General features: G+C 59.4%; 14 protein-coding genes. 5 read left to right on the top strand and 9 right to left on the bottom strand.

Annotation, left to right across the window (positions count from 1 at the left end):
• The first annotated feature begins 2 nt into the window (after nucleotides 1–2).
• On the top strand, nucleotides 3–1,409 hold the full coding sequence (gabP, locus tag ACTJKS_RS06625) for a GABA permease (protein WP_041064012.1): 1,407 nt from the start codon (nucleotides 3–5) through the stop codon (nucleotides 1,407–1,409).
• Here gabP and ACTJKS_RS06620 read toward each other — a convergent pair.
• From ACTJKS_RS06620 to ACTJKS_RS06590, 7 genes are all read right to left on the bottom strand, one after another.
• Nucleotides 1,400–3,259 (bottom strand): ABC transporter ATP-binding protein, encoded by a 1,860-nt coding sequence (locus ACTJKS_RS06620; protein WP_047294478.1) that lies wholly within the window; start codon nucleotides 3,257–3,259, stop codon nucleotides 1,400–1,402. The genes gabP and ACTJKS_RS06620 overlap by 10 nt on opposite strands.
• 106 nt (nucleotides 3,260–3,365) lie before the next feature.
• Entirely contained in the window at nucleotides 3,366–4,976 is a 1,611-nt protein-coding gene (locus ACTJKS_RS06615) for a gamma-glutamyltransferase family protein (protein ID WP_108182737.1), read from the bottom strand.
• 25 nt (nucleotides 4,977–5,001) lie between these two features.
• Nucleotides 5,002–6,093 carry a polyamine ABC transporter substrate-binding protein gene (locus ACTJKS_RS06610; protein ID WP_108182738.1) on the bottom strand — a complete coding sequence of 364 codons (1,092 nt, stop codon included), beginning with the start codon at nucleotides 6,091–6,093 and terminating at the stop codon, nucleotides 5,002–5,004.
• A gap of 20 nt (nucleotides 6,094–6,113) precedes the next feature.
• Nucleotides 6,114–6,893, bottom strand: a complete 780-nt coding sequence (locus ACTJKS_RS06605) for an amino acid ABC transporter ATP-binding protein (protein ID WP_047294482.1) — start codon at nucleotides 6,891–6,893, stop codon at nucleotides 6,114–6,116.
• Nucleotides 6,894–6,895: 2 nt separating this feature from the next.
• Nucleotides 6,896–7,672 (bottom strand): amino acid ABC transporter permease, encoded by a 777-nt coding sequence (locus ACTJKS_RS06600; protein WP_027611757.1) that lies wholly within the window; start codon nucleotides 7,670–7,672, stop codon nucleotides 6,896–6,898.
• A gap of 11 nt (nucleotides 7,673–7,683) precedes the next feature.
• Nucleotides 7,684–8,490 (bottom strand): ABC transporter substrate-binding protein, encoded by an 807-nt coding sequence (locus tag ACTJKS_RS06595; protein ID WP_041064034.1) that lies wholly within the window; start codon nucleotides 8,488–8,490, stop codon nucleotides 7,684–7,686.
• A 79-nt stretch (nucleotides 8,491–8,569) separates the two neighbouring features.
• Nucleotides 8,570–9,238, bottom strand: coding sequence for a GntR family transcriptional regulator (locus ACTJKS_RS06590; protein WP_041064037.1), 669 nt, complete (start codon nucleotides 9,236–9,238; stop codon nucleotides 8,570–8,572).
• Between ACTJKS_RS06590 and ACTJKS_RS06585 the strand changes: the two genes are divergently transcribed.
• On the top strand, nucleotides 9,237–9,386 hold the full coding sequence (locus ACTJKS_RS06585) for a hypothetical protein (RefSeq protein ID WP_262947807.1): 150 nt from the start codon (nucleotides 9,237–9,239) through the stop codon (nucleotides 9,384–9,386). The two genes, ACTJKS_RS06590 and ACTJKS_RS06585, sit on opposite strands and share 2 nt — an antisense overlap.
• Nucleotides 9,387–9,645: 259 nt before the next feature.
• Nucleotides 9,646–10,875, top strand: coding sequence for a hypothetical protein (locus ACTJKS_RS06580; RefSeq protein WP_440828806.1), 1,230 nt, complete (start codon nucleotides 9,646–9,648; stop codon nucleotides 10,873–10,875).
• A gap of 290 nt (nucleotides 10,876–11,165) precedes the next feature.
• Here the strand turns inward: ACTJKS_RS06580 and ACTJKS_RS06575 are convergent, their stop codons facing one another.
• The gene (locus ACTJKS_RS06575) at nucleotides 11,166–11,474 is read right to left on the bottom strand and encodes a plastocyanin/azurin family copper-binding protein (protein WP_041064040.1); all 309 of its coding nucleotides are present in this window, start codon (nucleotides 11,472–11,474) and stop codon (nucleotides 11,166–11,168) included.
• Nucleotides 11,475–11,488: 14 nt separating this feature from the next.
• Nucleotides 11,489–12,457: a metallophosphoesterase family protein gene (locus ACTJKS_RS06570; RefSeq protein WP_108182740.1), complete on the bottom strand. Its 969-nt coding sequence runs from the start codon at nucleotides 12,455–12,457 to the stop codon at nucleotides 11,489–11,491.
• Between the two features lie 153 nt (nucleotides 12,458–12,610).
• Here ACTJKS_RS06570 and ACTJKS_RS06565 point away from each other — a divergent pair, with 153 nt between their 5' ends.
• Complete coding sequence (locus tag ACTJKS_RS06565) at nucleotides 12,611–13,123, top strand: sigma-70 family RNA polymerase sigma factor (protein ID WP_041064046.1); 513 nt, start codon at nucleotides 12,611–12,613, stop codon at nucleotides 13,121–13,123.
• Nucleotides 13,116–13,856 (top strand): anti-sigma factor family protein, encoded by a 741-nt coding sequence (locus ACTJKS_RS06560; protein ID WP_108182741.1) that lies wholly within the window; start codon nucleotides 13,116–13,118, stop codon nucleotides 13,854–13,856. Before ACTJKS_RS06565 ends, ACTJKS_RS06560 begins: the two co-directional genes overlap by 8 nt.
• Nucleotides 13,857–13,887: the final 31 nt, after the last annotated feature.

Here is a 13,887-nt window from a genome sequence, read left to right as displayed (position 1 = left end):
CGATGATCAGCCCGAACTCCATGGATTCGAGTAGCCAATTGGCGCAGGGCTTCAAGCCTCGTCACGTCACAATGCTGTCCATCGCCGGGATTATCGGCGCCGGTTTGTTCGTCGGTTCAGGGCACGCCATTGCCGCAGCGGGGCCGGCGGTGCTGCTCGCCTATCTGTTTTCCGGTTTGCTCGTCGTGCTGGTCATGCGCATGCTCGGCGAGATGGCGGTGGCCAATCCGGACACCGGCTCGTTCTCCACCTATGCCGACCAGGCCATCGGCCGCTGGGCCGGTTTTACCATCGGCTGGTTGTACTGGTGGTTCTGGGTGCTGGTCATTCCTATCGAAGCGCTGGCAGCCGGGCATGTGTTGAACCAATGGTTTCCGCAGGTCGATGCGTGGCTGTTCGCGTTGGGATCGATCATTGCGCTGGTGGTGACCAACCTGTTCAGCGTGTCCAAATACGGTGAGTTCGAGTTCTGGTTCGCCATGGCCAAGGTCGTGGCGATCATCGGCTTCATCGGGGTCGGTTTTGCCGTGTTGATGGGTTGGGTTCCCGACCGTGAAGTCAGCGGATTGAGCAGTCTGATGGCCACGCACGGCGGTTTTGCGCCCAACGGTTTGTCGGCGGTGGTCGGCGCTTTCATCACGATCATGTTCAGCTTCATCGGCACTGAAGCGGTGACCATTGCCGCTGCCGAATCGAATAACCCGGCGCAGAACATCGCCAAGGCCACCCGCTCGGTGATCTGGCGCATTGGCGTGTTTTACCTGCTGTCGATCTTCGTGGTCATCTCCGTAGTGCCCTGGAATGATCCGTTGCTGGCCTCGGTGGGCTCGTATCAGCGCGCCCTGGAAATCATGAACATTCCAAATGCCAAGTTCATGGTCGACGTTGTCGTCCTGATCGCCGTGGCCAGTTGCATGAACTCCTCGATCTACATTGCCTCGCGCATGTTGTACTCGCTGGGTCGTAGAGGCGATGCACCAAAAGCGCTGAAGGCGACTTCCGCGGCTGGCGTGCCACGGGCCGCCGTGATCGCCAGCACCGTGCTGGGCGCATCGATCACCGTATGGAGCTACTTCATGCCCGCCGGGCTGTTCGAGTTTCTATTGGCCAGTTCCGGGGCGATTGCCTTGCTGGTGTATCTGGCGATTGCGGTGTCGCAGCTGCGCATGCGGCGGATATTGCAACAGCGCAAGGTCGAGCTGACCTTCCGCATGTGGCTGTTTCCCTGGCTGACGTGGCTGGTGATCGGCTTCATCTGTGCGGCGCTGGCGGTCATGATGATCACCCCGCAGCACCGCACCGAAGTCACCACCACTATTGGTCTGGCGCTGGCAATCTCCTTTATCGGCCTGATGACGTCGCGTCACCCTGCCCCGACGGCACGAGCAACGTCGGTGGGTCAGGCCTGATCCACCGCCTCGATCACGCCTTTGTCCTCACCCAGGAAGCCGCCGCTCTGATGCGCCCACAGCCGTGCATACACGCCGTTTTTCTCCAGCAATTCGGCGTGGGTGCCCTGCTCGATGATGCGTCCGTCATCCATGACAATCAGCCGGTCCATCGCTGCAATCGTCGACAGTCGATGCGCGATCGCGATCACGGTCTTGCCCTGCATCATGTCGTCGAGGCTTTCCTGAATCGCCACTTCGACTTCCGAATCCAGCGCACTGGTGGCTTCGTCCAATAGCAGAATCGGTGCGTTCTTCAGCATCACCCGGGCAATCGCCACCCGTTGGCGCTGGCCGCCGGACAGCTTGATCCCGCGCTCGCCCACCAGAGTGTCGTAACCGGTATGGCCCTGGCGGTCACTCAACTGGCTGATGAATTCGTCGGCCTGAGCGTTGGCCGCCGCGCGGCGGATCTGCGCGTCGGTGGCATCGGGCCGGCCGTAGGCAATGTTGTCGCGAATCGAGCGGTGCAGCAACGAAGTGTCCTGCGTGACCATGCCAATAGCACTGCGCAGGCTGTCTTGAGTCACGTGCGCAATGTTCTGGCCGTCGATCCGAATCTCGCCACTGTCGACATCATAGAAACGCAGCAGCAAGTTGATCAGCGTCGATTTGCCGGCACCGGAGCGGCCCACCAGGCCGATCTTTTCCCCGGGGCGGATGCTCAGGCTCAAGCCATCGAGCACCTGACGCTCGCCACCGTAATTGAATTTCACCTTGTCAAACGTCACTGCGCCGCCCGAGGTCACCAGCACGCCGGCATCCGGCGCGTCCTGCACCTTGGTACCCTGGGTCAGGGTCGCCATGCCGTCCTGAACGGTGCCGATGCTTTCGAACAGCGAGGTCATCTGCCACATGATCCAGTTCGACATGCCATTGATCCGCAACGCCATGGCGGTGATCGCCGCCACCGCGCCGGCGCCGACATCGCCCTGGTGCCACAGCCACAGGGCATAGCCGCCCGCTGACATGATCAATGCCACCACCAGGGCCTGATTGACGATCTCGAACAGGCTGACCAGACGCATCTGGCGAAAGCCGGTCTGTTTGAAATCCTCCATCGCCGCCCGTGCAAAGTGCGCTTCGCGGTTGGAGTGGGAGAACAGTTTCACCGTGGTGATGTTGGTGTACGCGTCGGCAATACGCCCGGTCATCATCGAGCGCGCATTGGCCTGCTCCTGGCCGACCTTGCCCAGGCGCGGCACGAAGTACCCCATCGCCAGCCCGAACAACACGACCCACGCGAGAAACGGTAGCATCAGCTTCAGCGCAAATCCGCCGGCCAAGGCGATGATCGCGATGAAGTACACGCCGATCCCGGGCAAGATCTCGATCATGGTGAACAGCACGTCGCGCACGGCAAGCGCTGTCTGCATCACCTTGGTCGTGACCCGTCCGGAAAACTCATCGGAGAAAAACGAAAGGCTTTGCCGCAGCATCAGCCGATGGAAATCCCAGCGCAGGCGCAGCGGCAGGTTAATTGCCAGAATCTGGTGCTGAACCATGGTGCGCAACGCCACCAATCCGACACTGAGCACCATGACGATGCCCATGCCCCACAACACGCGACGCTCCTGTGCAGCCGCTTCCCCGCCCGCCTGCCAGGTCGAGAGCAGATCGACGACCTGGCCGAGGAAGGAAAACAGCCACGCTTCATAAACCGACACGGCGGCGCTGAGCAACGCCAGCGCGAGGACGTAGCCACGAGCCCCCCGAGTGCAGGCCCAGAGAAACCTGGCCAGACCGTTGGGCGGCGGTGGCAGCTCGTCAGGCGGGAATGGATCGAGTCTTCGTTCAAACACACGAAGCATGGTGTTCTCCAAAACAGTCAAGTCAGGGAGATTCTGCCACCGATTGGATCCCGGGAGGTCTTTGTGAAAAAGTGTGTGCTCCTGACCTGACGAGTGCCTGCCGTCTCTACCAAACCGCGATATGCGAATCCGCCCTCGGCTCCGTCCCGCCACACAGCACGCCCGTCACCGGATCACGCAGGATGATCTGCCCGCGTCCGTAATCCGTCAGGTCACTGGCGATCTGCACCTCATGCCCGCGACGCGCCAACGCGTTGGCCAGATCCCTTGAAGCACCCTGCTCGATGCCGACCTTCATCCCGCCAAGCCACTGCCAGCGCGGCGCGTCCAGTGCCGACTGCGGGTTCAGGCCGAAATCCACCAGATTCATGACCATCTGCACGTGGCCTTGCGGCTGCATGTAGCCGCCCATCACACCGAACGGCCCCAGCGCCTGGCCGTCCTTGGTGAGGAAGCCGGGAATGATCGTGTGAAAGGTCTTTTTGCCCGGCGCCAACGCGTTGGCATGCTCGGGATCAAGGCTGAATTCCTGCCCTCGGTTTTGCAGGGCGATGCCGCTGTCGGGCAGCACCACGCCGGAGCCGAAGCCGTGGTAATTGCTCTGGATGAACGAGACCATGTTGCCCTGCCCGTCCGCCGTGGCCAGGTACACCGTACCACTGGCGTGTGGATCGCCCGGCTTCGGCGGCTGCGCTTGTTCGCCAATCTGCGCACGGCGGCGGGCGCTATAGCCGTCACTCAACAGATCGGCCACGGCCACGCGCATGTGCAGCGGATCGGTGATGTAGTGCAGGCCATCGCTGTAGGCCAGCTTCATCGCTTCCAGCTGGCGGTGCCAGGTCTGTTGGCTGTCACGGTGGTCGAAGTCGAAGCCTTCAAGAATTTTCAGCGCCATCAGCGCCACCAGCCCCTGCCCGCTCGGCGGGATTTCCCAGACATCCACGCCGCGATAATTGACGTGGATGGGCTCGACCCACTGCGCGCGGTAATGCTCAAGATCCGTGGCGCGCAGATAGCCGCCCGTTGCCCGCGAATGCCCATCCAGGCGATTTGCCAAATCGCCGCGATACAAACTCTCGCAACGCGTGAGGGCCAGTTCTTGGAGGGTTCGCGCCTGCGCCGGGTTACGGAAAATCTCTCCGGCCCTGGGCGCGCGACCGTCAATCAAGAACGTGTCGAACCAGGCCTGCAGCCCTTCATTGCGATGGGGACTGAACTCATCCAGCGCGATCTGCCATTGATGGGCAACCACCGGCGACAGCGGAAAACCGTCTCTGGCCAGACTGATCGCCGGTTGCAGCAGATCGGCGAACGGCAACACACCAAAACGTTGCGACAGCTCGGCCCAGGCCGATGGGCAACCGGGCACCGTCACGGGCGTCCAGCCATACAACGGCATTTGCTCATGGCCGGCCGCCTTCACCGCTTCGATGCTCAGACCGGCCGGGGCATGGCCGTTGGCATTGAGGCCATGCAACTGGTCTTTGAACCAGACCAGCGCAAACGCATCGCCGCCCAGGCCACAACCCGTAGGCTCGACCACGGTCAGCGCCGCCGCCGTGGCGATGGCCGCGTCAATCGCGTTACCGCCCTTCTGCAGCATCTCGATACCGGCCTGCGCGGCCAAAGGTTGGGACGCCGCAACCATGCCACGACGGGCGAAGACGCTTTGGCGTTGCGACGGATAAGGGTATTCGTGAGCAGAAAATTTCAACATGGCAAAGGCTCTTCAAATCAGCAATTCATTGGCCGGACTTGATCCGGTTCCATTCGCGGGTGATCAGACGCTGGATGTTTTCCGGCAGATCGGCGGAGACGAAGGCGTGGTTGATCACGTCGTCAGTCGGGTAGATCCCCGGATTGCCGCTGACCTTGGGGTCCATCAGCGCCGTGGCATCCTTGTTCGGGTTGGCGTAGCCGACGTAATCGCTGACCGGTGCAATCACCTCTGGGCGCAGCAGGTAATTGATAAACGCATGGGCGTTGGCGACGTTAGCGGCGTCTTTGGGGATCGCCAGCATGTCGAACCAGAGGTTCACGCCTTCCTTGGGAATCAGGTAACGAATGTCGATGTTTTTGCCCGCCTCGCGCGCCCGGGTCTGGGCCTGCATCACGTCACCGGAATAGCCGATCGCCACGCAGATATCGCCGTTGGCCAAGTCGGCGGTGTACTTCGATGAGTTGAAATAGGTCACCGAAGGCCGCAACGTCATCAGCAGTTTCGACGCCTGCTTGTAATCCTCAGGCTTGACGCTGTTGGGGTCCAGGCCCAGATAAAGCAGGGCCTGGGGAATGATCTTCACCGGCGCATCGAGGAACGCCACGCCGCAGCTTTTCAGCTTGGCGAGATTTCGCGGGTCAAACACCATTGACCAGGAATCGAGCGGCACATCCTTGCCCAGCACGGCGCGAACTTTCTCCTCGTTGTAGCCGATGCCTACCGTGCCCCACATGTACGGCACGGCATATTGGTTGCCGGGGTCGGCAGCCTGCAGACGTTGCATCAAACGCGGGTCGAGGTGCTTCCAGTTATCGAGCAATCCGCGTTGCAGCGGCTGATAGGCGCCGGCGCGAATCTGCTTGGACAAAAACTGGCTGGACGGCACCACCACGTCATAGCCCGAATGCCCGGAGAGCAACTTGGCTTCGAGCATTTCATTGGTGTCGAAAATGTCGTACTGAACCTTGATCGTGCTGGCCTTTTCAAAGTTCTTCAGCGTATCGGGGCCGATGTAATCGGACCAGTTGTAGACCTTCACCACCGAGTCGGCGGCCTGAAGCATGGGGACCACGGCGGCGCAGCACAGCGCCGCAAACACACTCGATAAACGCATCGTCGATGTCCTTGTGAAATTCACAGCACGCGGCTGAGGAAGGCTTGGGTTCGGGGATGAGTCGGACGGCTGAAAATCTGTTCCGGCGGGCCTTGTTCGATCAGTTCGCCCTGATCGAGCACCACCACCCGGTCGGCGACCTCGCGGGCAAAGCCCATTTCATGGGTGACCACGACCATGGTCATGCCCTCCTCGGCCAGCTCTTTCATCACTTGCAGAACCTCACCGACGGTTTCCGGGTCGAGGGCGCTGGTGGGTTCGTCGAACAGCATCGCCTGCGGTTTCATCGCCAACGCTCGGGCGATCGCCACTCGTTGCTGCTGGCCGCCGGAAAGCATCGACGGGTAATGCCCGGCCTTGTCTGCCAGCCCGACTCGCTTGAGCAAGGCCCGCGCCTGTTCCAGCGCAGCCTGGCGTGGCACACCCAACACCTGAATCGGTGCTTCGATGATGTTTTCCAGAGCGGTCATGTGCGGGAACAGGTTGAAGCGCTGAAACACCATGCCGATGTCGCGACGCTGGCGAGCGATGTTGCGCTCCGAATCACGCACCAGACTGCCGTCCGCCCGGGTGCGATAACCCATGGGCCGACCGCTGACCCGGATCTCCCCGCCCTGAATGTCTTCGAGCAGGTTGATGCAGCGGATAAACGTGGTTTTGCCCGAGCCCGAAGCGCCGATGAGCACCACCACTTCGCCACGGCGTACTTGCAGCGAGATGCCCTTGAGAATCTGTAGATCGCCGAAGGATTTGTGAATGTTCAGCGCTTCGATGATCAGTTCGTCATTTGGCTGCGCCATGATTAGCGTCCCCTCAGCAGTTTCAGAGTGCTGCGACCGAACATCCGACTGGAGGCCGGCGGTGGCGAAGAAGGTCGGTCGGACTGACCGAAGCGGTTCTCCAGCCAGCGCTGAAAGAAGCCCCACAGCGTGGTAAGCAACAGGAAATAAATCGCCACCACCAGGTACAACTCGAACACCCGAAAAGTCGCCGAGGTGACCATCTGCGTGCTGAGCAACAGCTCTTGCACGCCGATCACGCTGACCAGCGTGGTGTTTTTCAGCATCACGTTGAACTCGTTGCCCAGCGGCGGCACGATCACCCGGAACGCTTGTGGCAGCACGATTCGACGCATCAGTTTGGCGAAGGTCATGCCCAGCGAACGCCCGGCCTCGTACTGTCCCTTGTCCACGGCGCCGATCCCGGCGCGGATGATCTCGGCCATGTACGCGCCTTCGTTGAGCCCCAGAGCAATGATCGCCGCCTGGATGTTGCCGGGCACCACCAGCCCGAACAGCTCAATGTCTTCGAAGCGAAAAATCCCGCCCGCCGCCAGCGCGGTGTAGAGGAAAACGATCTGCACCAGCAACGGCGTGCCGCGCATCAGCCACACATAAAAACGCACGGGCAGATGCAGCAACGGGTTCTTCGACAAACGCAACAATGCAGCGGCCAACCCCAGCACACAGCCCAGCAGCATTGCCAGCACACTGATCAGGCAGGTCAGCCAGAGCCCGGTGAGATAAACCCCGCTCGGCTGCAACAGGTATTGCCAGAACACATCCCAATTGAAGTTCATCAACGCTTGCCTCAATCGAGTGTGTCGCTGGAAACGTGCCATTTGCTCAGAAGCTGGTTGTAGCTGCCGTCGCTGCGCATGTCGGTGATGATCTGCTGCACCGCAGCGCTCAGTTGCGCATCGTCCTTGCGGATGCCCAGGCCGGTGAGAATCCGGCTGAAGGCCGGGACGCCTTCTTCGAACAGATCCGGAGCCATCGCCGCGTAATAACCGGCGGTTTCCACCGTGGTGCCGTAAGCGTCGACCTGATTGATGCGCAAGGCCTGGAAGGCATCGGTGTCGGTGTTGTAGACCACCAGTTTCATCGGTGGCTTGCCGGCCTTGGTCAGGCTTTCATTTTCCGCATCGAGCAAGGTCTTGATGGTCGAACCATTAAGCACCGCGATCTTGTGCCCGCTCAGATCCGCCAGGGTTTTCAGCGCCTTCGGATTGCCCTTGGGCACCACCACCGCCTGGCTGGAATACATGTAATTGACGATGTCGATCACCTCGCGGCGCTCGGGCTTGTCGAACAGCTGGTCGACGATCATGTCGCACTGTTTGGCAAGCAAGGCCGGGAGCAGTCCGGAAAACGGAATCACCCGCCAATCGACCTTCTTGTCGCCCAGGCGCTTGGCGATTTCCAGGCCCAGGTCGACGGTCAGTCCTTTGGGCTTTTGCGCTTCATCGAAAGACACCAGCGGCGGCGAATCCATGCCCGAGCAATAGGTCAGTTTGTCGACCTTGACCAGACGCTCCGGCACCGTGGGTGCGGCGAGCGCCCATTGCGAACAGAGTCCGAGGGAAATTGCAGCCAATAACAGGCGAGACGTATGCATGACCAGACACTCCAGTTCGGTTAGTAACGGGGCAGTACTCAACGTCAAAACATCGGCGGACTCGTGTTCCGCTCTGTGGTTATTTTTCCGATTGCAAAAATTTGATCAGCTCGGGCACCGTGCCTTCGATGTGCTCGCGCACCACGGCTTCGGCTTTGCTGGCGTCGCCGGCGCGAATCGCATCAAGGATGATCTGGTGCTCCTGGCGCGCACTCAGGGGCTTTTCGATGTGCTGCAGCCACAGGCGCATGGGCGCTTCGATCAGCGCGTAGAGGGCGCTGATCTGCTTGAGCAACCGAGGGCGTTCGCTGAGGCTGCACAGGTATTCATGGAACTTGCGATGGCGGCTGACCCACGCCGCACTCTCGTCGCGGTAGTCATCCATTTCATCGAGAAGCCGTTCCAGCGCCGTCAACTGACGCTCGCTGATTTTGGGCACCGCGATGCGAATCGCCAGGCCCTCTAGCGCACTGCGCATCTCGAACACTTCATGCATCTGCTCGACATCCAGACCGCTGACCACCGCGCCGCGATTGGGCCTCAGCGTCACCAGACCCTGCGCATCGAGACGGCGAAACGCTTCGCGCACCGGCATGCGGCTCATGCCGATTTCACTGGCGATGTCCTCGGCGATCAACCGGTCGCCCTTGCGGTACCGACCACCGCAGATGCCCTCCAACAGAAAGTTGTAGGCCTCTTCTTCGGCGGTCATCGGTTGACGTTGATCGAAGGCAGGAGCGAATTGCATGGCAGCACCTTTTGTCTTTTTGTATCCAATTATCCACGGATACAAAAAAGCACGATGCATGCCAAACTTCGCATTAGCAGGACAAGCTTTTGATTTGCATGAATTAAGCGGCCAAACAGCATTCAGCCGCTGCCCCGGCAAGATGTGAAATGTGCTACCCGATCGCCCATGACGAGCTCCACAAAGGTGCAATTCGGTAGCCGGGTAACACGGCACGGCAACCTTGCGATCCGTTTCACTTCGTCACCACCATCTTTCTGCAGGCTCACTTACCTTCCATTAAAACCGCGATAACAACTACTAACATTATTACCAATGACTCTTATGCCCTGTCAGAACTGACAGTAGTGCTGGTTTTGAACACGCCTTACTCTCACGCCAACACCACGCTTTTCAATTGAACACTTTTGGCCTTTGTTTATTTGGAGTGGTTTCTTAATAACTGGAGAAACATTATGTCCATAAGTGCCCCTATCATCGATACACCCGAAAATGGCGCAAGTATGCAGACGACTTCGGTTGTTCGCGGTCGCGGCAAACCCAATTGCAAAGTGACCATCAATCAATCAGGTACAGGATATGAATGGGGGGTAGGCTGGGTTGACTCGCGTGGAATCTGGGAGATCCAACTTATTCTCGCCGCAGCCCCTAATGAGACCTACTGGATAACTGCTCGACAGTTTGACAGCGATGGTACCCCGTCGGGCTGGGCAAATAATGTCAGTTTTAAGGTCGTCGATGGCGACTTTGGGGTTAATCTCAGTAGCTCTATTGCAATTCAGCGCCCGCAATCAGGAGAAATCACCCCGCTTAGACCTTTAGTTGAAGGCACCGCTACGCCGCGCGCTGAGATACAGCTATATGAAGCTGGTAGCGGTAACCCAGTAGGACGGCCTGTTTATGCAGGTGAAGACGGGCGCTGGTCTGCCGTCTACGAAGCAGCCATTGTTCCCTGGCAGCAATATGGCGTGACCGCGAAACAAAGGGGGAATAATGGGTCAGAGAGCGATTGGGCAGATAATGTGTATTTCACCGTAGAACTCATCGTTCAAGGCCCTCCTGTAATTCAACGCCCGGACAGCGGATCATTTGTCGATCCTAATCCTGAAGTCAGTGGCATGGCTAAGCCCTATGCAAAAGTAGAGCTATACAAAAGCTATGTCGGGACCTTGTTGGGAACGACTTATGCCGATCAGGGCGGGAATTGGTCCATTCGCTGTAACGAGGCCAGTGTCCGGGGCCAGCAATATGAGGTGACGGCCACCCAATCTGGGACAAATGGGCAGAGCGGATGGGCGGAAAATGTGTCTTTCACGGTGAAATGGTCAGCTCCAGCCAACGTCACAACCCCTCCTGAAATTCGCCAAGCAAGACTTGAAGTTGGCCCACTTCGAAAAATTATTATTAAGTACACAGGTACCGCTATACCCGTTGCCACAGTGACTCTGTACGAAATAAAAGGTCCCAAGGTATTGGGGACGACCACAGCCGGGCAGGACGGGAGTTGGAATATCGGTCCTTATATAGAAAATATGGAGTCTGATCAGGGTCAATATAGAGTGTATGCCACGCAAGCAGGAACAGATGGAGTGCAGAGCAGTCGCTCGAATGAGTGGACTTTTCCAGAGTCTAAATAGTTCTGAGCTTACCCTCTCGACCAATAAATTATGAAGTAGAAACAAGCCATACCTGCTTAGAGCAATCGCGAGTTAGTGGCACTCAATGTCGAGACCTCACCAAACCCTGCAGTTCAACTGCAGGGTTCTTCTCTGTTCCCTTGTTTGGCCACACGCTGTCAAACACCGTCGGATTCAATCAATTACTGACGGGCTCATTGCAGGTCCGACGCTCAAAAACGTTCAGCATCAATTTTAAACCTCTGCAGGTGCGTATTGCTGCAGACCGCACCGCTCCCTTGCGGTCGGTTTCACTGCGTCACCACCACCTTGCCGATCATCTGCGGATGCAACACGCAAAAATATTCAAACTCCCCCGGCGTATCGAACACCCAGGAAAAGCTGTCGTTGGTGTCCAGCGCACCCGAGCGAAACACTTTGTGGGTTTCCGCCACCGTGTGCGGAATCTGATCATCATTGACCCACGTCACCTTGGTGCCGACGGCCACGGTCAGGTCCTTGGGGGCGAACATGAATTCCTTGATGTCGATCTTCACTTCCGCTGCCCACACCGGCATCGCCAGCAACAGGCCCACCAGTGCCAATAGTCGCGTTTTCATCGGTTTGCCCTCGGTTACACCAGTGTCGAATCAATCAGGGCCAGCGGGTGATCGCCCTGGGTCGCGCGCACGTCGGTGATCCCCAGGTAATTGCGCAGCTGATCCGCCGCCACCGTCATAGGCCCCGGTGACGGTGCTGCGCCCGGTGCCGGCTGCGGATAAGCGGTGCCACGGGCGGTGTGGAAGGTCATGTTGCCCTCGACTTTCTGGATCACCTGATGGATGTGCCCGTTGAGCACCGTCACCGAGCCGTACTTGCGCAGCATCGCGATCGCCTGATCGCCGTCCTCGGTGCCCCAGCCCCACGGCTGATAAACCGTCCACAACGGGATGTGGGTGAACACGACGATGGGCGTGCTGCTGCTGACTGCGCGCAAGTCATCGGCCAGCCAGGCGAGTTGCTCGGCGCCGAGGGTGGCTTCATGACCGGCCTGGAAATTGAAGACATTGATCAGCCCGATGAAATGCACGCCATGATCATCAAAGCTATACCAGCCGTTACCTTTGGTGCCCTTGCCGTAACGCTCCAGGTACAGCTTGCCGCCGCCCTCGTCGAGGGTGTCGTGTTCGCCGGGGACGTAATGCACGGTGGATGGCAGGCCCTTGAGCAACTGTGCGGCGGTGTCGAATTCCTCGGGCTTGGACAGGTGGGTGATGTCGCCAGTGTGCAAGATCAGCGATGGCCGTCTGGGCAGCGCGATGACCTTGTCGATGGCCACCTGCAAGGTCTTGACCGGTTCGGGATTGGCTTCCTTGTTGAAGCCGATGTGCGAATCGCTGATCTGCACGAAGTGAAAGGTGCTGTCCAGCGCCTTGGGATCGCTGACGTTGCCTGCGTCATCCAGCGCAAAGGCTTTGGGGATGCCGCCGCTCAGGGCCCAGAGAACCCCGGCCCCGGCCCACGCCGAGCATTTGAGCAGGGTTCGCCGGTCCGGGTTGAGCGGGCCGTCGGTGCGCAGCGGCTGTTTTGCTTGAATGTCCATCGATGTGTCCTCGCGGGCGAACTACAGTGAGGTAGCTGACACGAGGTAAACCTTGCGGCGTGAGGCTTTATTCCACGGCAAAAAATAAATGTTCTGGCGCGAATAAAACCCGCCGCAGCGCGGTTACAGGGGGGTGACGGTGCGGAACCGACCATGAAGCGATTTGAGGAATTGATTGCGCCCCATCTGGACGCGGCCTACAACCTTGCGCGCTGGCTTACTGGCAACGACAGCGCTGCGCGCGACGTCGTGCAGGAAAGCGCCCTGCGCGCCTTCCGGTTTTTGCAACGTTTCGCCGATGGCAACGCCAAGGCGTGGTTTCTGACCATCGTGCGCAACGAAAGCTACACCTGGCTCAAGGCTTCGGCCGGGCGCCATTGGGTCGCCATCGATGACGACCGGGTCGCTGACGAAGGCCCGCTGAGCCACAGCCAGACCCCGGAACTGCTGGCCATTCACATGGAAAATGCCGCCTTGCTCCAGCAGGCGCTGAGTGCCCTGCCGCCGGTGTTTCGCGAGGTGATTGTGCTCAAGGAACTCGAAGACATGCCTTACAAGGACATCGCCCTGGTGGTCGATATTCCGATTGGCACCGTCATGTCCAGACTGGCCCGGGCACGTGCCCTGCTCAAGCTCGAACTACTGAAGTTGCACGATCATGAATGAACTCGACTGCGCGGTTTGCCAGACACAGTTGCACGGCTATCTGGATCAGGAACTGGATTCGGCGACGGCGGCGCAGGTGACCGCGCACTTGAGCACCTGTGCCGAATGCGTGCAGCTGCACGAGCAAGCGAAGTTGCTCAAGGTCAGCGTGAAGCGCCATGTACCCTACTACCCCGCGCCCGCTGCATTGGCGGCGAGCGTGTTCGCCGCAGACAAACCTGAGCCGAGGTTCATCCAGCGCTGGCAAAAATGGCTGGCCCCGGCCTTTTCCGCCGCCGCGCTGGCTCTGGCGCTGGTGCTGTATGTCGCCACTCCCGGCAGCGAGCAACCCTTGATCGACGAAGCCGTGTCCAGCCACGTACGCTCGTTGATGGGCGAACACCTCAACGACGTGGTGTCGTCCGATCGCCACACCGTCAAACCGTGGTTCACCGGCAAACTCGATTTCTCGCCGCCGGTATTCGACTACACGGCGCAAGGCTTCCCCTTGCTTGGCGGGCGTCTGGATTACCTGCAACACCAGACCACCGCCGCCCTGAGCTACGGGCATGCCAAGCACATCATCAACCTGTTCATCCTGCCGACGAATGAGGCGGACCAAGCCGTGCAGAGTCACAGCGTGCGCGGATTCAACGTGGTCTCGTGGCAGGCCGCTCATATGCGTTTCGTGCTGGTGTCGGATGTGGAGAAAGGAGAATTGGAGGTCTTGGGGCAGTTGCTCAGAGCGCAATGACGTTGCGCCAGAGGCAAAATCCCCGCGTATT

The sequence above is a fragment of the Pseudomonas sp. 22189 genome, assembly GCF_052045635.1.
GTDB classification, from domain to species: Bacteria; Pseudomonadota; Gammaproteobacteria; order Pseudomonadales; family Pseudomonadaceae; genus Aquipseudomonas; species Aquipseudomonas parakoreensis.
Note: the sequence above shows the minus strand (reverse complement) of the source record. Positions and strands in the feature narration are given on the sequence as shown.